General features: G+C 63.7%; 13 protein-coding genes and 2 tRNA genes. 11 read left to right on the top strand and 4 right to left on the bottom strand.

Annotation, left to right across the window (positions count from 1 at the left end; translation table 11 throughout):
• Positions 1 to 40: 40 nt before the first annotated feature.
• Both ACLHZ1_RS00575 and ACLHZ1_RS00570 read right to left on the bottom strand, forming a co-directional pair.
• Positions 41 to 304 carry a BufA1 family periplasmic bufferin-type metallophore gene (locus ACLHZ1_RS00575; protein ID WP_408796483.1) on the bottom strand — a complete coding sequence of 88 codons (264 nt, stop codon included), beginning with the start codon at positions 302 to 304 and terminating at the stop codon, positions 41 to 43.
• Between the two features lie 240 nt (positions 305 to 544).
• Entirely contained in the window at positions 545 to 745 is a 201-nt protein-coding gene (locus ACLHZ1_RS00570; RefSeq protein WP_408796379.1) for a YbfA family protein, read from the bottom strand.
• Positions 746 to 954: 209 nt separating this feature from the next.
• Here ACLHZ1_RS00570 and ACLHZ1_RS00565 point away from each other — a divergent pair, with 209 nt between their 5' ends.
• On the top strand, positions 955 to 1,239 hold the full coding sequence (locus ACLHZ1_RS00565) for a hypothetical protein (RefSeq protein ID WP_427260517.1): 285 nt from the start codon (positions 955 to 957) through the stop codon (positions 1,237 to 1,239).
• Between the two features lie 174 nt (positions 1,240 to 1,413).
• On the opposite strand, the gene ACLHZ1_RS00560 is transcribed toward ACLHZ1_RS00565, so the two are convergent.
• Both ACLHZ1_RS00560 and ACLHZ1_RS00555 read right to left on the bottom strand, forming a co-directional pair.
• A tRNA-Cys gene (locus tag ACLHZ1_RS00560) sits at positions 1,414 to 1,487 on the bottom strand.
• Positions 1,488 to 1,545: 58 nt separating this feature from the next.
• Positions 1,546 to 1,621, bottom strand: a tRNA-Gly gene (locus ACLHZ1_RS00555).
• 252 nt (positions 1,622 to 1,873) lie between these two features.
• On the opposite strand from ACLHZ1_RS00555, the gene ACLHZ1_RS00550 reads away from it, so the two are divergent.
• The 10 genes from ACLHZ1_RS00550 to ACLHZ1_RS00505 all read left to right on the top strand — a co-directional run bounded on the left by ACLHZ1_RS00550 (position 1,874) and on the right by ACLHZ1_RS00505 (position 18,852).
• The gene (locus ACLHZ1_RS00550) at positions 1,874 to 5,311 is read left to right on the top strand and encodes an ATP-binding protein (protein ID WP_427260516.1); all 3,438 of its coding nucleotides are present in this window, start codon (positions 1,874 to 1,876) and stop codon (positions 5,309 to 5,311) included.
• Positions 5,312 to 5,886: 575 nt separating this feature from the next.
• A complete protein-coding gene (locus ACLHZ1_RS00545) occupies positions 5,887 to 7,578 on the top strand; it encodes an ABC transporter substrate-binding protein (protein WP_427260515.1) in 1,692 nt (563 codons plus the stop codon).
• Between the two features lie 980 nt (positions 7,579 to 8,558).
• Positions 8,559 to 10,241 (top strand): ABC transporter substrate-binding protein, encoded by a 1,683-nt coding sequence (locus ACLHZ1_RS00540; protein ID WP_427260514.1) that lies wholly within the window; start codon positions 8,559 to 8,561, stop codon positions 10,239 to 10,241.
• Positions 10,242 to 10,357: 116 nt separating this feature from the next.
• On the top strand, positions 10,358 to 11,341 hold the full coding sequence (locus ACLHZ1_RS00535) for an ABC transporter permease (RefSeq protein WP_041999795.1): 984 nt from the start codon (positions 10,358 to 10,360) through the stop codon (positions 11,339 to 11,341).
• Positions 11,342 to 11,387: 46 nt separating this feature from the next.
• Positions 11,388 to 12,302 (top strand): ABC transporter permease, encoded by a 915-nt coding sequence (locus tag ACLHZ1_RS00530; RefSeq protein WP_427260613.1) that lies wholly within the window; start codon positions 11,388 to 11,390, stop codon positions 12,300 to 12,302.
• Complete coding sequence (locus ACLHZ1_RS00525) at positions 12,299 to 13,324, top strand: ABC transporter ATP-binding protein (RefSeq protein WP_408772241.1); 1,026 nt, start codon at positions 12,299 to 12,301, stop codon at positions 13,322 to 13,324. The genes ACLHZ1_RS00530 and ACLHZ1_RS00525 overlap by 4 nt, the downstream gene beginning before the upstream one ends.
• A 10-nt stretch (positions 13,325 to 13,334) precedes the next feature.
• Positions 13,335 to 14,327, top strand: coding sequence for an ABC transporter ATP-binding protein (locus ACLHZ1_RS00520; RefSeq protein ID WP_408772242.1), 993 nt, complete (start codon positions 13,335 to 13,337; stop codon positions 14,325 to 14,327).
• Between the two features lie 85 nt (positions 14,328 to 14,412).
• Positions 14,413 to 16,119: a glycoside hydrolase family 9 protein gene (locus tag ACLHZ1_RS00515; protein WP_427260513.1), complete on the top strand. Its 1,707-nt coding sequence runs from the start codon at positions 14,413 to 14,415 to the stop codon at positions 16,117 to 16,119.
• Positions 16,112 to 17,002 (top strand): BadF/BadG/BcrA/BcrD ATPase family protein, encoded by an 891-nt coding sequence (locus tag ACLHZ1_RS00510; RefSeq protein ID WP_427260512.1) that lies wholly within the window; start codon positions 16,112 to 16,114, stop codon positions 17,000 to 17,002. The genes ACLHZ1_RS00515 and ACLHZ1_RS00510 overlap by 8 nt, the downstream gene beginning before the upstream one ends.
• Positions 16,987 to 18,852: a beta-N-acetylhexosaminidase gene (locus ACLHZ1_RS00505; protein ID WP_427260511.1), complete on the top strand. Its 1,866-nt coding sequence runs from the start codon at positions 16,987 to 16,989 to the stop codon at positions 18,850 to 18,852. The genes ACLHZ1_RS00510 and ACLHZ1_RS00505 overlap by 16 nt, the downstream gene beginning before the upstream one ends.
• Positions 18,853 to 18,870: the final 18 nt, after the last annotated feature.

The following is an 18,870-nucleotide window of genomic DNA, read 5'->3' as shown; positions in this document are numbered from 1 at the left end:
CCCCTGGAGTGGCGTCATGACGGCGCCACCCCATGAGTGCTCACTTCGGCTGCAGGCTGCCACCGACCAGTTTTTCGCACAGCCCCTTGGGCATGACCACGAAGGCGTCACCCGCGGCATCCGTCTTGGCGGTACCGGCGCAGGAGCTGCTCTTGGTCGCGCAATCATTCTGGCCCGCCTTGACGACGCCGTAGCACTTCTCTTTCTCCTCGGCCGCCTGGACGGGCGCGGCGATGAACTGGCTGCCCAGGGCCAGCAGGCCTGTCATGGCACAGGCGTGAGCGATCGATATCTTCATGTTCAGCTTCCTTATCAATAGAGAGGTCGACGGGTTGAATGAACCGCGGCGCGGATCACTCTATAGAACCGGCCCCAGGCCACAACGCTTTCAGCCTGGCCCCCCATAAAGGGCCTGCCCCCCACTTTTCCTGCAAGGAAATCACCCTAAAATGCTGTTTTAAAACACAAAAAAAGAAATAAAAAAAGGCAGCCCATGCTGCCTTTCTGCTCTTTGCCGTTTGCGTCTCGGCGTCTTCCGCCTGGGTCAGTAGAAGATGCGCTCGCCCCGCTCGCTCATCTTCAGCCAGACGGGTTTGGTGCTGGTCTTGCACCAGACCCGGTGCAGATAGCTGTAAAAACGGGCCCGATCGCGGCGAAACAGCATGACGGGCAACGCCAGCGCACCGATCAGGAGCACCAGGGTACGACGCACGAGGATGTGTATCAGGGAGAAGGGATGAAACATGATGGAACGCCTCACTGGTAAGACCACTGAACAAAGTTTACGCCAATCGTTGTTGGATTACTACACCATTTTCCCTTTCATGGTCAACGCTTCGCAGCAAAGGCTAAAGATGAGTGTAAATTACGTTTTTTAACGAAAATACAACAGGACTTGTCAAGGTCGGCTCCCTTGACCAGAGTTAGCACAGGCACGGCAGGGAGGCATGAAGGATGAAGGTTGGCAAGCTGATGATCCTGGCGCTGCTCGCCCTCCTGGCCCATGGCGAATGGCAGCAGTGGCGTGGCAATCTCGATGACAGGATAACCTTCGCTGACAAGGGCGTACCCAGCGTCAGCCTGTGGCAATGCGGCCTGCTCAGGCAGCAGATGGCCGAGCTGGAGGAGAGAAGGATGCCAGCGTCGTCCATGCCGCAGCAGGAGGCGGAATCACTGCAACGCTATCTGGCCGGCAAATGGCGGACGCTCGGGTGTGAATTCTTGCTGGATCAGGGATAGCGAAGGAGACGGTCGAAGGCGATCTCTGGCCGATGCGACAAAGATAACGGCAGAAAACAGGGCGTTTTCATGCTTGAAAGCACGGATAGAACGAGGGAGATGCCTGGCCGATGCGACAGAGACAGAGAAGAGAGAATGTCGTACTGGGAAGCGGGGATAAAACGAGAAGGAATATGGAGGCACGTTCCGGAGTCGAACCGGACTAAACGGATTTGCAATCCGCTGCATAACCGCTTTGCTAACGCGCCACACGGTCAAGGGCAACCCTTGATTTGACATCTCATCCTTGGTGTCGATGAGACAATTTGGAGCGGGAAACGAGACTCGAACTCGCGACCCCGACCTTGGCAAGGTCGTGCTCTACCAACTGAGCTATTCCCGCCTGAACTTCGCTGCCCGGTCTTGCCTGACAACGAGGCGCATTATACGTACCCCGAGAGGCAGCACAACCCTTTTTTGCGGCTTTTTCCCCTCTCCCCCACCGTTTGCTCAGGCTTTATTCGCTTTGCGTAAAAAAAGTGCGCCCCCTGTGACCCCGCAGGCGAAATTTGGATAAAGCCATTGAAATGACTACTCTTTGGCCCGAGACTGCCGAGGTTACTAACTGGCTTCTCAATTGAATGATGTGTTGACGATGAAATGGATTTTCAAGGCGCGCGGACTCAAGACACAGCTGATGCTGGCGTTTTTCATGCTGGGCATGGTGCCCTTCCTGGTGGTCGCCCTCTTCTTTCTCCATACCCATGGCAAAGACCTCACCGCCCAGACCTCCAATCATCTGGTGTCGGTGCGCAACATCAAGAAGAGCCAGTTGGAAGACTACTTCGCCAACCTCAAGGCCCAGATCCTCGCCTTCTCCCAGCAAGACTTTGCCGGTAACAGCATAGGCCGCTTCTACGGCTTCACCGGCGCCTTCGAAAAACTCGGCACCACGCCCCAGGCCGCCCGCCAGCGCGCCCAGCAGCGCTACATCACGGGGTCCTGGGATCAGCTGCGCAAGCCCGACAGCCAGAGCGCCGACATCGAGCCCGCCATCAGCGCCCTCATACTGGCGGACGAGATGTATGGCCGGGTCCACCAGCGTTTTCACCGCGGCTATGCCGACATGGTGCGCAAGTCCAACTACAGCGACATCTTCCTCATCGACATCAACGGCGATGTGGTCTACTCGGTCACCAAGCGCGCCAACTTCGCCACCAACCTGCTGTCGGGCCCCTACCAGGGCAGCGGCCTTGGCCACACCTTCACCCGCATCAAGCGCCGCCTCGACAGCGGCGAGGCGCCCCAGCAGATCTTCGAGTTCACCGACTTCGGCCGCAACGAACTGACCGGCGAAGTGGTCGCCTACCTCGCCACCCCTGTGATGCAATATGACTATGTGCGCGGCGTGGTGATCTTCGAGCTGCGCCCGGACAAGCTCAACGAGATCATGGGGGAGCGGGAGGGGTTGGGGGAGACGGGTGAGACCATCCTGATCGGCCCGGACAAGCGGATGCGCGCCGATGCCTGGCTGGCGCCGGATTTCAGCGTGGAGAAGAGCTTCTCCCCGGATTTTCGTCCCCCCGAGACCCCGCTGATCCTCAAGGCGCTCTCCGGCGAGCAGGGGGTGGGCCTGTTCGAATCTTACCAACGGGACCAGGTACTGGCGGCCTACACCCAGGTCAAGGTATTCGACACCGAGTGGGCCTTCATCGCCGAGATCTCGACCCGGGAGGCCTATGATCCCATTCGCAAGCTGGAGACCCTCTCCCTGCTGCTGGGCCTGAGCTCCCTGGTGCTCCTGATCCTCTTCTCCCGCTGGCTCTCCAACTCCATCACGGCCCCCCTGCGCTCCCTCACCGCCGCGGCCGAGCAGGTGGCCGATGGCGCCCTGGATCACCCCATCGCCATCCCCCGTACCGAGGATGACATCGACCGCCTCGCCCAGGCATTTCGCCACATGCAGCGCTCGGTGAAGGAGAAGATAGAGCTGATCGAGCGCCAGACCCTGGAGCTGCAACAGCAGGTGAAGCTGACCCACAAGCAGAACCTCAGCCTGCAACAGGCGGACAAGCTCAAGGATGAGCTGCTGGCCAACACCTCCCACGAGCTGCGCACCCCCATCCATGGCATCAAGGGGATGGCGGAAGCCATGCTGGCGAGCCGCCGGCAGCTGAGCGACGGCCAGCAGCAACAGCTGGGCCTCATCATCAAGAGTGCCGATGGCCTGGCGCGCCTGGTGGACGATCTGCTCGATTACCATCAGATGCGCTACGGCCAGCTGGAGATCCACTCCCGGCCGGTCAACCCCAAGGGGGTGGTGCGGCTGGTGCTGGATCTCTGCCAGCACCTGGTGCAGGCCAAGCCGCTGACCCTGGTGGACATCACCCCGGACGAGCTGCCCCCCGTGCTGGCGGACGAGCAGCGGCTCGAACAGGTGCTCTACAACCTGGTGGGCAACGCCATCAAGTACACTCCCCAGGGCAAGGTGGTGCTGAGCGCCAGCCAGGATGAACAGGGACTCTGGCTCAAGGTGACGGACACCGGCATCGGCATAGCGCCGGACAACCTGGAGCACATCTTCGAGCCCCTGGTGCAGATGAGCCACGAGGCAGGCAAGCAGGGGGCCGGCCTCGGCCTCTCCATCACCCGCCAGCTGGTCGAGCTGATGGGGGGCAGGCTGACGGTGCAGAGCGAGCCCAGCGTCGGCTCCACCTTCAGCGTCTGCCTGCCCCTTTCCCATCAGGATGCCCTGCCCGCCCCCGGCGAGCCTCGCCCCAAGGAGCTGGCCCTGGTGCGCCACATGCCCCTGAGCCTGCCCGAATGGGAGAGCGAAGATCTGCCTCTCCCCCCTCCCGGGGCCCCCCTGCTGCTGGTGGTGGATGATGAACCCATCAATTTGCACATACTGCGCCACCTCTTGCAGCCCTGCGGCTATCGCATACTGCCGAGCAGCGACGGCCACGACGCCCTGGCCAAGCTGGCGAGCGAGCCGGTGGATCTGGTGCTGCTCGACGTCATGATGCCCACCCTGTCGGGGTTCGATGTCTGCCGGCGCCTGCGCCAGCAGAGCCCCAAGGATCAGCTGCCCGTGCTGCTGCTCACCGCCCTCAATCAACCCAAGGAGATAGAGGAGGGGTTCAATGCCGGCGCCAACGACTATCTGGTCAAACCCTTCTGCAAGGAGGAGCTGTTCGCCCGGGTACGGGCCCTGCTCGAGGCGAGGCAGGGGCGGGCCACCCTGGTGGAGAACCGCCTGCTCAAGCAGGAGATAGAGCACAGGCTGAGCCTGCAGGAGAGCCTGCGCCAGGATCAGCAGCGGCTGCTCGCCCTCATCGGCGAGGGGGGCGATGCCATGGCCTTCATCGACGAGCAGGGGGTGGTGCTGTTTGCCAGCCGCGCCCTGGCCACCCGCCTGGGCCAGGAGCCCGAGGCCATGGAGGGGCTGCCTCTGGACGAGTGGCTCAACCAGCCCCTGAATGAGCAGTGGCCGGACATGGCGAGCCGCACCGAACAGAGCCTGGGGTTCTGCGTGGCAGGCCAGAGCGAATCGACCCTGGTGCGGGCCCTGCCCATCCGCCTCAACGACCGCCACGCCTACGCCCTCATCTGCAATCAGATAGCGCCGGATGAATACAGGATCACCGCCCTGGAGAACGCCCTCAAGAGCCTGTCGCGCCAGGCCATCATAGAGGACGACCACCTGCTCGGTGAGCTGAGCCGGCTCGGGGGCGAATTCCGCTCCCTGGCCGACAACCTGATCCGCCAGCAGGATGAGGATCCCCTGCGCCATGCCCTGGTCGACACCATGCGCCTCGCCCTCGATGCCTGGCAGCAGAGCACGGGCAAGGGCAAGATAGTGCTGGCCGAGAAGAGCAAGCTGTGGCGCGTCTACATGGACAGATCCAGCCCCCAGACCCGCACCCTGGACAAGTACCTGAGCCTGGACACCCTGCCCAAGGCCCCCCGCTGGAAGACGGTGGTCGCCACCGCCGAGTACGTACTCAAACAGTGCCCACTCGGCGAGACCCAGCAGCAGAGCCTGAGCCAGAGCGCCCAGCGGCTGCGCCAGCTCGCCAACCGCAAGGGGTGATCCCGAGCCGGGGCGGGCCTTGCCACACCGCCCAGCGCCCTCCCCCCTGCCAGGGCTCCCGCCATCCGACCCCTGGGCCCGGCGCGCTTGCCCTCCCCGCCCTCCCTTCGCCATGACCTCCCCCTTGGCGGCCCCCAGCCTGGCCACCGCACCGGCTGGCCCGCCGTCGTCAGCGCCCGCCGCCAGGGAGGATAGAGGGGCGATAGCCCCCTCACGCCATCACGGCTTGCCAGAAAACAAGGACTCGCAGGGTTTGTTCCCAGACAGAACGAAGATCCCGTGAACGAGGAAAAATCGTACGGATATTCGTCACATCATCGTCAAGATGGCGTGCCTTTATGGCGCTTTTTACGCGAAAACAATTAATACAAACCATTGAAATTAATCATTTAAATTTGTCATTTGACGGCATTGACGTCGAAGTAGCGATTTTTACGATATCGACGTGACGATTGAATGTTTCCTTCTTGTTAAACCTGCTTAGCTAAAGGGGGGGTCATACAGACCCCAGGCTGAGGTCGGGTGCCCCCTTGGCATCCCCTCACAGGGACGTCCACATAACAAGGAAACACTAAATGCTTGCCAACCTATCCCGGGTCGCCACCGCCTGCCTGCTGGGGAGCCTGATGCTCGCCTCCCCCCAGGGCCATGCCGCCGACGGCAACACAGACCACAAGACGGTGCTGACCCTGGTCGCCCAGCAGGAGACCGCCTGGGTCAAGAACTTCAACCCCTTCCTCCAGGCCGGCCTGCTGCATACCACCAAGGAGTTCATCTACGAGCCGCTGGTCATCTTCAACGAGCTGCAGGGCGGCCGACCCGAGTTTCGCCTCGCCACCCAGTATGAATTCAGCAAGGATCTCACCTCGGTCACCTTCGATCTGCGCCAGGGGGTCAAATGGTCCGATGGCGAAGGCTTCGACGCGGACGACGTGATCTTCTCCTTCAACCTGGTCAAGGCCCACAAGGCCCTGGACGAGCGGGCCATCTGGACCCAGATCACCGGGGTCGAGAAGCTGGACCAGTACAAGGTCAAATTCGATCTGGCCCGGGTCAATACCGGGGTGGTCAACCAGATAGCCCTGGTGCCCCTGGTGCCGGAGCATCAATGGAAAACGGTGAAAGACCCGGTCGCCTTCACCAACGACCAGCCGGTCGGCACAGGCCCCTTCACCCAGGTGGACAACTTCTCCGCCCAGCTCTATACCCAGTGCCGCAATCCCCACTACTGGGACAACGCCAACCTGGCCATCGACTGCATCCGCATGCCGCAGATGGCCACCAACGACCAGGTGCTGGCCGCCGTCATGAAGGGGGATGTGGACTGGTTCGGCTCCTTCGTGCCGGACATCGAGCGTCTCTATGTCGGCAACGATCCCAAGCACAACAAATACTGGTTCCCCGCCTCCGGTACGGTGGCCTTCAACGTCAACTTCCAGAGCAAGGATCCGGGCAACCACGAAGCCTTCAACGACATACACTTCCGCCGCGCCTTCTCCATGGCCATGGACAGACAATCCATGGTGGACATCGCCGGTTACGGCTACCCCACCATCAACGAATACCCCTCTGGCCTTGGCAAGCTGTTCGACAGCTGGAACAACCCGGAGGTGGAGCAGAAGTACGGCAAGTTCAACAAGTTCGACATGGCCGCCGCCCAGGCGCTGCTCAAGCAGGCTGGCTACAAGGATTGCGACGGCGACAGCTTCCTCGATACCCCGAGCTGCAAGAAAATTGCGTTCAAGATCATCGTGCCCAACGGCTGGACCGACTGGGTCAACACAGTCCAGATCGGGGTGGAAGGACTCAAGGCCCTGGGGATAGATGCCAAGACGGCCACCCCGGAAGCCGCCGTCTGGACCGACAACCTGGTCACGGGCGACTTCGATGTGGCCCTGCAGGGTTACCTGACCGGCGCCAACCCCCAGAACTACTTCGAGACCGCCTTCCACTCCCGCAACATGGGTGAGCGCGGCAACCGCTTCGCGGCGCCCCGCTACCAGGATCCCGCCCTCGACAAGCTGATTGACGGCTTCAGCCAGACCGCGGATCTCGCCAGGCAGAAGGCCATCATGAACGAGATCCAGGAGCGGGTCGGGGCCAACCAGACCATCATCCCCGTCTACAACAACCCCACCTGGTATGAGTACAATACCAAGCGCTTCCATGGCTGGTTCAGCGCCGACAACCCGGTCGCCAAGCCCCAGGTCCACAGCAATACCCCGGAGCGCCTGCTCCACGTGCTCGCCCTCAAGCCCAACGCCTGAGGCCACACCACCCTGCACACGGGCCCCCAACGGGGCCCGCTTTCATGGCGCCCGCCGCCATCCCGGATACGCCCGTGCCCCCTCGCTCTCATGGCACTGCCATGGCCCCTTGCCCCGGCGTCGTGGTGGCGCCCGCTCGCCCATGGCGCCCCCGCCCTTGCTCGCCACACTCTCCCTGCCCATGGCAGCTCCCTTGCCGCGATACTTGCCTTGTCCATGACACCTTGGTGGCGCCAGCCGCCAGCCGCCAGGCGCCACCAGGCCGGGACAGGGCTGGGCTGTGGGCTGGGCTGGGCTGGGCTGGGCTGGGCGGCAAGCGGTCGCCATCGCCGCCGCACTGGCAAGAGCGGAGGCCTGGCCTGAGGCCAAGGCCGAAGCTGAAGCCGGGCCTAAGCCTGACCCCCTGGCAGCCGAACCCGGGCCTGAAGCCGAGCCTGAGCCCCTGGCGTCCAAGCCCGGGGCAGCCAGGCTTGGCATCCAGCTCCGGGCACCCGCCTCCAAGTTCAAGTTCAAGTTCAAGCCCTCATCTTGTCCCCCAGCCCTCCCCGTCGCCAATCTGCCCCTTCGGCACAGCCGGGTCCATTGTGTGAACAGGCGCACGGAGTCAGAGGGTCTTTTGGCTCTTGTTTTTTGTGCCAAAAAAAGGGCGGCAAAGAGCAGAAAAAAGAGGGACGATCAGCTTCACACTATCGGCAGACGTCGGGTTTTCTGCGTCACTTGATGCTTGGCGTGAATAAATATAACTCTATAATTTAAAAGGATTTAAAAGCCATTTTAACGAGAATGACGAAGGGGGTGCAGTTTTTACGAAATCGACGAAATCAGCACTTGTTGTTCTTCTGTTAACTCTGCTTTGCTAGGGGCGTTGGATGAGATAACGACAAGGGTGAAAAACCTGACCAACATCGAGGGCCGGTATCCAAGCATGGGATCCGGTGCTCCATTCCAAAACATGGAAGACCAATAAGAAAGGAAAAAATATGCTTGCCAAAGTATCCAAAATAGCCACCTCAGTCATGCTGGGAACCCTGATGATCGCTGGTGCCACCAGCAGCGCCATGGCCGCCGACAAGACTGTATTGACCCTGGTCGCCCAACAGGAGACCGCCTGGGTCAAGAACTTCAACCCCTTCCTGCAGGCGGGCCTGCTGCACACCACCCGTCACTTCATCTATGAGCCCCTGGTGATCTTCAACGACATGCAGGGTGGCAAGCCGGTGTTCCGTCTGGCCACCCACTATGCGTTCGCCGATGACCTGAAGTCGGTCACCTTCGACCTGCGCGACGGGGTCAAGTGGTCCGATGGTGAAGCCTTCACCGCCGATGACGTCATCTACTCCTTCAACCTGGTCAAGGCCAACAAGGCCCTGGACGAACGCTCCATCTGGACCCAGATCAAGGGCATCGAGAAGCTGGGTGAGCACAAGATCAGGTTCGATCTGGCCGAAGTAAACACCAACGTGGTCAATGACCTGGTGCTGGTGCCCATAGTCCCCGAGCATCAGTGGAAAGCGGTGAAAGACCCGGTCGCCTTCACCAACGACAAGCCGGTCGGCACAGGTCCCTTCACCGAAGTGGACAACTTCTCCGCCCAGCTCTACACCCAGTGCCGCAACCCCCACTACTGGGACAACGCCAACCTGGCCATCGACTGCATCCGCATGCCGCAGATGGCCACCAATGACCAGGTGCTGGCCGCCGTCATGAAGGGGGATGTGGACTGGTTCGGCTCCTTCGTGCCGGACATCGAGCGTCTCTACGTCGGCAACGATCCCAAGAACAACAAGTACTGGTTCCCCGCCTCCGGCACGGTGGCCTTCAACGTCAACTTCCAGAGCAAGGATCCGGGCAACAAGGAAGCCTTCAACGACGTGAACTTCCGCCGCGCCTTCTCCATGGCCATGGACCGTCAGTCCATGGTGGACATCGCCGGCTACGGCTACCCCACGGTCAACGACTATCCGTCAGGTCTGGGCAAGGCGTTCGCCTCCTGGGACAACCCGGCGGTCGAGAAGCAGTACGGCAAGTTCAGCAAGTTCGACATCGAGGGTGCCAAGGCACTGCTCAAGCAGGCCGGCTACAAGGACTGTGACGGCGACAAGTTCCTCGATACCCCGAGCTGCAAGAAGATCGAGTTCAAGGTGCTGGTACCCAACGGCTGGACCGACTGGGTCAACACAGTCCAGATCGGCGTGGAAGGGCTGCAGGCCCTGGGTCTGAACGCCAAGACCTCCACCCCGGAAGCCACCGTCTGGACCGAAGCCCTGGTCACCGGTGACTTCGATGTGGCCCTGCAGGGCTACTTTGCCGGCGCCAACCCGCACAAGTATTTCGAGACCGCCTTCCACTCGCGCAACATGGGCGAGCGTGGCAACCGCTTCGCGGCCAACCGCTACCAGGATCCCGAGCTCGACAAGCTGATCGACGACTTCACCCAGACCGCCGATGGGGCCAAGCAGAAGGAGATCATGTTCGCCATCCAGGAAAGGGTAGGTGCCAACCAGACCATCATCCCGGTGTTCAACAACCCGACCTGGTATGAGTACAGCACCAAGCGCTTCAATGGCTGGTTCAGCGCCGACAACCCGGTCGCCAAGCCCCAGGTCCACCCGGACACCCCTGAGCGTCTGCTGCACGTGCTCTCCCTCAAGCCGAACAGCTAACCACCTCGGCCCCCTGCGGGGGGCCTTCTTCCCCGTCGCCCACCCATTGCCCGGATCTGCCGGGGTTGGGGTAGCCATGCCCGGCGCGGGGCAGGCTTGCAGTAAAAGGTATCATCATGGGATTTATACTAAGACGCTTCTCCTTCTATCTGGTCGCCTTCCTGGTGGCCGCCACCATTAACTTCCTGCTACCCAGAGCCATGCCGGGCGACCCCGTCTCCGTCATGTTTGCCCGGGCCGGCGCCATGATGGAACCCGCCGCCCTCGAGGCACTCAAGGCCACCTTCGGCTTTGTGGATGGCCCGATTGGCGCTCAATTTCTCACCTACGTGAAGAGTGTCTTCACCTGGGACCTCGGCACCTCGGTGCGTTACTACCCGCAGCAGGTGGCCGACGTACTCGGTCGCGCCATCGGCTGGACCCTGTTCCTGGTGGGCACCTCCACCATCATCAGCTTCTCGCTCGGCTCCATCGTCGGCATCTTCGCCGCCTGGTACCGGGGCGGTCGCATGGACAGCATCCTCTCTCCCCTCACCCTGGTGATGCAGGCCATCCCCCCCGTGGTGGTCTCCCTGCTCGCCCTCTTCCTGTTCGGGGTGAGTCTGGAGTGGTTGCCCATCGGCTACGCCTACAGCCCGGAGATCACCGCAGATTACGGCTGGGAGCACATCAAGAGCATCATGCTGCACGCCATCATGCCGGTGGGCACCCTGGCCATCGTCCAGATTGGCGGCTTCCTCATCACCATGCGCAACAACATGATCAACCTGCTCGGCGAGGATTACATCACCATGGCCAAGGCCAAGGGGCTCTCCAGCAACAGGGTCATCTTCAACTACGGCGCCCGCAACGCCATCCTGCCCAGCGTCACCGCCCTCTCCATGGCGCTCGGCTTCGTCATCGGCGGCTCCCTCATCACCGAGGTGATCTTCAACTACCCCGGCCTCGGCCTGACCCTCTATCAGGGCATACTGGCGCGCGACTACCCGCTCATCCAGGGGCAGCTGCTCATCATGACCATCACCATGCTCAGTTTCAATTTCCTGGCCGACATGCTCTACGTCTTCCTGGATCCCCGTCTGCGTACCGGAGGTAAATAAGATGCGTATGCCTACCATCCTCAAGATTCTGTTACCGGGCAACAAGATGCATATGCCCACCATTCTCAAGATCCTGCTGGGCAACAAGAAGGCCGCCTTCGGCCTCGCCATCGTCGTCTCCTTCGTGCTGATGGCGCTGTTTGCCCCCCTGCTCGCCAGCAACGAGCCCACCAAGCGGGTCGCCCGCCCCCACCAGCCCCCCAGTGCCGAATACGTGATGGGCAGCACCCGCATGGGCCACGACATCTGGGCCCAGTTCACCAACGGCGCCCGCATCTCCCTCATGGTGGGCTTCGGGGCCGGCCTGCTGGTCTGCGTCCTGGCCATCAGCATCGGCATCACCGCCGGCTACTTCGGCGGCCTCATCGACGAGTGCCTCACCTTCCTGATGAACGTCATGCTGGTGATCCCCGGGCTCCCTCTGTTGCTGGTGCTGGCCAGCTTCATCGGCGAAGCCTCCCCCCTGGTGATCGCCCTCATCATAGGGCTGACCTCCTGGGCCTATGGCGCCCGGGTCATCCGCGCCCAGACCCTGGCCCTTAGGGAAAAAGAGTTCGTCATCGCCGCCGAGGTGCTGGGGGAGCCGGCCTGGCGCATCATTCTGGTGGAGATACTGCCCAACCTCATCTCCATCATAGGGGTGAGCTTCATCGGCTCCATCATCTACGCCATCGTCACCGAGGCGACCCTGGAGTTCCTGGGGCTGGGGGATCCCACAGTGGTGAGCTGGGGCATCATGCTCTACAACGCCCAGACCTCCAGCGCCATCCTGGTGGGCGCCTGGTGGGAAATTCTGGCCCCCTGCTTCGCCATCGCCACCCTGGGGGCAGGCCTGGCCATGCTCAACTTCGCCATCGACGAAATCGCCAACCCGCAGCTCCGTTCCCACAAGGGTCTTCGCCGCTGGAAACAGCTCGCCGCCCCGGCCCCCGTCATCACAGTTCAGGAGAAGACAGCATGAAGCAGCCACCCCTGCTGTCGGTACGCAAGCTCTGCGTCGACTACATCACCGAGAACGGCGACGTGCGCGCCGTCAATTCGGTCAGCTTTGACATCGCCCCCGGCGAAGTATTCGGCCTCGCCGGCGAGTCCGGCTGCGGCAAGTCCACGGTCGCCTTCTCGGTGGCTCGGCTGCACAAGCCGCCCGCCTACATCAGCGGTGGCGAGATCCTGTTCAAGGGGGAGAACATCCTCGGCTTCGACGACGAGCGGCTGCGCAGCTACCGCTGGCGCCAGGCGAGCGTGGTGTTCCAGTCCGCCATGAATGCGCTCAACCCGGTGCTGCGCATGGAGGAGCAGTTCTGCGACGTGCTGCAAGCCCACAACCCGGGGCTGACCCGCTATGAGGCGATCAAGCGCGCCCAGGAGCTGCTCGCCATCGTCGACATCCACCCGAGCCGGCTCAAGGATTACCCGCACCAGTTCTCCGGCGGCATGCGCCAGCGGCTGGTGATCGCCATCGCCATGGCCCTCAACCCCGAGCTGCTCATCATGGACGAGCCCACCACGGCGCTGGACGTGGTGGTGCAGCGGGAGATATTGCAGAAGGTCTATGCCCTGAAAGAGAAGTTCAACTTCTCCATCCTCTTCATCACCCATGACTTGTCGCTCATGGTCGAGTTCTGCGATCGCATCGGCATCATGTACGCGGGGGAGCTGGTGGAGGTGGCGCCGTCCAAGGCGATCCTGACCGCGCCCCTGCACCCCTACACCCGGGGTCTTGGCAACTCCTTCCCGCCCCTGCACGGCCCGAAAACCGTGCTGGAGGGAATACCGGGCACCCCGCTCAACCTGCTGGAAGTGCCGGTAGGCTGCCGCTTCCAGGCCCGCTGCGCCAAGGTGCACGACCGTTGCCGCCAGGAGTACACCGCCCTGGCCGAGATCCGTCCCGGCCAGCAGACCGCCTGCCACCTCTATGCCGATGGCCTCGGCGACGAGCAGGCATCCGACCCTCTCATCTTCGCCAAGGCCGCTGGCTGTTAAGGAGTCTTCCATGCACATCGCCGATACCCAGGCTCCCATCATCGAGGTCCAGCACCTCTACAAGGACTTCGCGGTCAACTCAAACGCCATCAAGAGCGGCAAGATGCGGGCGCTGTCCGACATCACCTTCAACCTGCACCGGGGCCGCGCCCTGGCGGTGGTGGGAGAGTCGGGCTCGGGCAAGAGCACCATCGCCAAGATCATCGCCAAGATGTACAAGCTCTCCAGCGGCCGCATCCTCTATCGCGGCCGGGATCTGGAGGAGTTCAACAAGGGCACGGCCCTGCTGGACTACCGCCAGAGCGTGCAGATGGTGTGGCAGGACCCGTTCGGTTCGCTCAACCCGACCCACACCATCTATCACCACATCGCCCGCCCCCTGCTGCTGCACAGCAAGGTGCTGGATAAGCGGGATCTGCCGGACATGGTTTATGGCCTGCTTGAAAAGGTGGGGCTGACCCCGGCCAAGGCCACGGCCGCCAAGTACCCGCACCAGCTCTCCGGCGGCCAGCGCCAGCGGGTCAATATCGCCCGCAACCTGGCGGTGGAGGCAGAGGTGGTGCTGGCGGACGAGCCCACCTCCATGCTCGACGTCTCCATTCGCATCGGCATTCTCAACCTGATGGAGCAGATGAAGAACGAGCTCGGCGTCTCCATGCTCTACATCACCCACGACATCGCCACCGCCCGCTACGTGGCCGAAGATCTGGCGGTGATGTACGTGGGCCATATGGTGGAGTGGGGCGAGGTGGACGAGATACTGCACCACCCCCAGCATCCCTACACCCAGCTGCTCATCTCGGCGGTGCCCGACCCCGAGAAGAGCATCCACGCCGAGCTGGAGGGGGGGCGCAAGGGGGAGATCCCGCTCTGGACCCCGGAATCCCTCGGCTGCCCCTTCGCCGGGCGCTGCCTCCAGGCCATGGCCCGCTGCAAGGAAGCCATGCCGCCGGTCACCCGGCTTGCCGACAACCACTTCGTGCGCTGCTACCTGCACGAATGAGGGCGGCGGGCGGCCCGGCCGCCCGCGCCAATCTCCCGGGTGATCGCCTGGCGATCCCCCCATTTCCCCGACGATAGAGGTATCGATGGAACTGCTTGTCAATCAGGTGGGTTACGAGTGCTCGGGCCCCAAGATAGCCCTGCTGCAGACCCGGCCCGGCCAGGTGCAGGAGGGGCTGGCCCGGCTGCTGCCCCTGACCGGAGGCCCCGCCCTGTTCGAGGCGCCGCTGAGAGAGGAGATCAGGGTGCCCGGCTGGCGGGACCGCGCCTTCTGGTGCATCGATTTTGACTCCGTGCGCCAGGAGGGGGACTACCGGCTCGAGGTGATCACCGCCCATGGCATAGTGCGCTCGGCGCGCTTTCGCCTCGGTGAACGGCTGCTGGTCCAGCGCTGCCTGTCCGACGTGATCCATTACTTCAAGGGTCAGCGTTGCAGCGGCCAGTATGACAAGGCGGACAGGGCTGCCCCCCTGTTTGGCTGCGAGCAGCGCCGTGACGTGCACGGCGGCTGGTATGACGCCAGCGGCGACGTCAGCAAATACCTGAGCCACCTCTCCTACGCCAACTACCTCAATCCCCAGCAGACCCCGCTGGTGGTGTGGAGCCTGCTCAAGAGCCGGGCGCTGCTGGCCGGGGGACGCGACATCGACAGCCTGAATCTGTGCAAGCGTCTCGAGGATGAGGGGCTCCATGGCGCCGATTTTCTCTGCCGCATGCAAGATGAGTCCGGCTTCTTCTACATGACCCTGTTCGACAAGTGGAGCAAGGACCCCGCGCAGCGGGCGCTGTGCGCCTACGCCACCCAGCAGGGGATCAAGTCCGCCAGCTGGCAGGCGGGCTTTCGTCAGGGGGGCGGCATGGCCATCGCCGCCCTGGCCCGGGCCGCCCGAGGGGCCAGCTGCGGTGATTTCGACACAAACCATTACGCCAAGGCGGCCAGACGCGGCTACCTGCACCTGCGCGAGCACAATCTTGCCTACCTGGACGACGGGGTAGAGAACATCATCGACGACTACTGCGCCCTGCTGGCGGCGGTGGAGCTGACCAAAACGCTGGGCCCCGAGTGGCTCGCCGAGGCGCGCCACTGGGCCGGACGGCTCTGCGCCCGCCAGCGTCCCCATGGGGAGCTCGGCCACTACTGGGCCGCCGACGACGACGGCTCGCGCCCCTACTACCACGCCGCCGAGGCCGGCCTGCCGGTGCTGGCCCTGCTCGAATACCTGTCTGTGGAGACGGACTCCGACCGCATCGCCGGGGTCGAACGCGTCGTGCGCCAGGCCCTGCTGGCCGAGCTGGCCCTGACCGCCCGTCCCCACAACCCCTTCGCCCTCGCCCGCCAGTATGTGAAGGCAGTGGATGAGGCCCCTCGGGTGAGCTTCTTTATGCCCCACCACAACGAGTCCGGCTACTGGTGGCAGGGGGAGAACGCCCGGCTCGCCTCCCTGGCCGCCGCCGCCTTCGCCGCCGCACAACGGCTGCCGGATCTCGCCGCCCCCCTGCTGGCCCACGGCCAGCATCAGCTGGACTGGATCCTGGGGCGCAACCCCTTCGACGCCTGCATGCTGATGGGCCACGGCATCAAGAACCCCGCCTACACCGCAGGTTATCCCAATGCCCCTGGCGGCATCTGCAACGGCATCACCTCTGGATTCGAGGATGAGGCCGATGTCGCCTTCATCCCGGTAGAGTATCAGGACCGGCTGGATCAGAACTGGCGCTGGGGAGAGCAGTGGATCCCCCATGGCGCCTGGTTTGCCCTGGCCATCAGCTGGCAAGGGGCCCACCATGGATGACCGGGATCAGGCCATCGCCTACTGGGTCGGCATCGATGGCGGCGGCACCCATACCCGGGCCCGCATCCGGGATCGCAGCGGCGCACTGCTCGGCGAGGGGCGCGCCAGTGGCTCCAATCTGGAGCTGGGCATCGACGTGGCCCAGTGCCAGGTACTGGCGGCGGTGCACGCCGCCATGGCGGCGGCCGGGCTGCCGGCGTCCGCCATGGGCCGGATGAGCGCCGGCCTCGCCATCGCCTCCGCCGAGCTGGAGACCTGTTATCGCGACTTCCTGGCCCAGCCCCTGCCCTTCGCCGAGACCCGGCTCACCTCCGATGCGTTTGGTGCCTGCCTGGGGGCCTTCGGCGGCGGCGAGGGGGCCATCCTCATCGCCGGTACCGGCTCGGTCGGGCTCCTGTTCCAGGGGGGCCGCATCCGCACCTGTTCCGGGCGCAGCTTCCCCATCTCGGATCTGGGCAGCGGCGCCTGGTTGGGGCTGCGAGCCATCCAGCAGTCCCTGCTCTGCCACGACGGCATCCTGCCCCCCAGCCTGCTGGCGGTGCGCCTGCTGGATCACTTCAAGCGGGATCAGGCCGAGGTGGTGCGCTGGGCGGCCCGGGCGATCCCGGCCGATTACGGCCGCTTCGCCCCCTGGGTGTTCGAGGCGGCAAAGGACCAGGATCCCCTCGCCCTCGAGCTGCTGGCCCAGACCCAAGCCCAGCTCGACACCCTGATCCGCGGCATGCTGGCACAAGGCGCCAGTCGGGTCGCGCTGCTCGGTGGCATCGGGGAGCGGCTGCGGCCGCGCCTGTACCATCTTCCCCTTGTCACCCCGCAGGCGGACGCCCTGGAGGGCGCCATCCTCTTTGCGAAACAGAAGGAACTGCCATGTCTACACCCTTGATCACCCTTGCCGTCCAGCGCCGCGATGAGGAGGATGTCTGGATCCTGTTGACCCTGGATCGGGTGCCAAGCGAACCGTGGCAGATCCACTTCTGCCTCGGCCGTCACATCGATGCCAGCAGCCTGGAGGGGGGAGAGCTCATCCACCAGAGCGGCAGCTACAAGGTGATAGCGCCCCACCCGGGGAGCAGGGAGCTTGCTCTCTGCTGTCGCAAGACGGCGTTCAAGCGCCTCACCGATCTGCCCCAGGGCTTCTTCCTCAGCCTGCCCGAATCCAGGGAGGGAGCCCAGATCATCCCGGTCACCATAGCGGGCCAGGAGCTGGGACTGGACTCCCCCGCCCCCGCCGGCAAGGAGCTGGCCGAGGTGGAGCCCGAGCACGGCATAGTGCCGCTGCCCCGGCGTCTGGTGCGCCTCGAGGGCAACTTTCGCCTCGCCGAGCGGGCCCACGTCAGGGGGCCGGGCAACCTCAGTGCCCTGCTTGGCCACTTCAACGATCTGACCTCCCTTGCCCTGGAGCAGGACCATGACGCCGAGATAAGCCTGGTGCAGGCCGAGCTGCCCGCCGAAGGCTACCGGCTGCTGATCCGGCCCCAGGGCATAGAGATAGCGGCCGGGGATATCGCCGGCTGGCGCCACGGCCTGGTGAGCCTGGCCCAGTGGTATCTGCAGCACGGGGAGAGCCTGCCCTGCATCGAGGTCGAGGATGCCCCCCGCTTTGGCCTGCGGGTCATTCACCTGGACTGCGGTCGCCACTTCCAGCCGATGGCGAGCCTCAAGCGCCTGCTCAGGCAGATGAGCCTCTACAAGTTCAACCGCTTCCACTGGCACCTGACCGATGACGAGGGCTGGCGCCTGGAGATCAAGGCCTTCCCGACCCTGACCGAGGTGGGCGCCTGGCGGGGCCATGGCCTGGCCATAGGTCCCCAGCTCAGCGGCGGCGCCGCGCGCTACGGCGGCTGCTACAGCCAGGCCGAGGCCCGCGAACTGGTGGCATACGCCGCCAGCCTCGGCATAGAGGTGATCCCGGAGATCGACATCCCCGGCCACTGCCACGCCGCCATCAAGGCGCTGCCCGAGCTGCTCATCGAGCCGGCGGATCACTCCCGCTACCTGTCGGTGCAGTATTTCGACGACAACGTGCTCAACCCGGCGCTGCCCGGCACCTATCACTTCCTCGAGCGCGTGATGGACGAGGTGTGCGCGCTGTTCCCGAGCCCCTTGATCCACATGGGGGGAGACGAGGTGCCCCACGGCGTCTGGACCGACAGCCCCGCCTGCCAGCAGCTGATGGTGCAGCAGGGTTACCAGGACATTCGCGAGTTGCAGGGGCACCTGCTGCGCCACTGCCAGGGCTATCTGGCCGCCAAGGGGCGCCGTATGGTGGGCTGGGAGGAGATATTGCAGGGGGACAAGGTGAGCCGGGAGGCCATCATCTGTGCCTGGACCAGCTTCCAGGCGGGGCTGGATGCCGCGGCGGCGGGCTACCCCGTGCTGATGGCCGCCGCCCAGTATCTCTACCTGGATCTGGCGTGCAGCGAGAACATAGAGGAGCCGGGACTCTACTGGGCCGGCACCCCCAACCTGGAGCAGGTCTACTCCTGCGATCCCGCTCCGGCCGATTTCCATGCCAACGATAACATCCTGGGGGTGCTGAGCCCCCTGTGGTCCGAGCTGGTACACACCCGTGACCGTCTCGACTATATGCTGTTCCCACGCATGCTGGCCACGGCGGAAGTCGCCTGGAGCCTGCCAGGTGACAAGGACTGGGGGCACTTCTGCGCCCGCCTGCCCGGTCAGCTGGCGATCCTCGACCAGCAGCAGGTGCGCTACCGAACGCCACAAAGGTAATGTTGTCACTCTCTTTGG

This window comes from Aeromonas sobria (assembly GCF_050266975.1).
Taxonomy (GTDB): Bacteria; Pseudomonadota; Gammaproteobacteria; order Enterobacterales; family Aeromonadaceae; genus Aeromonas; species Aeromonas sobria_B.
The sequence above is the reverse complement of the archived record's forward strand: the minus strand, read 5'-3'. Positions and strand labels throughout refer to the sequence as shown.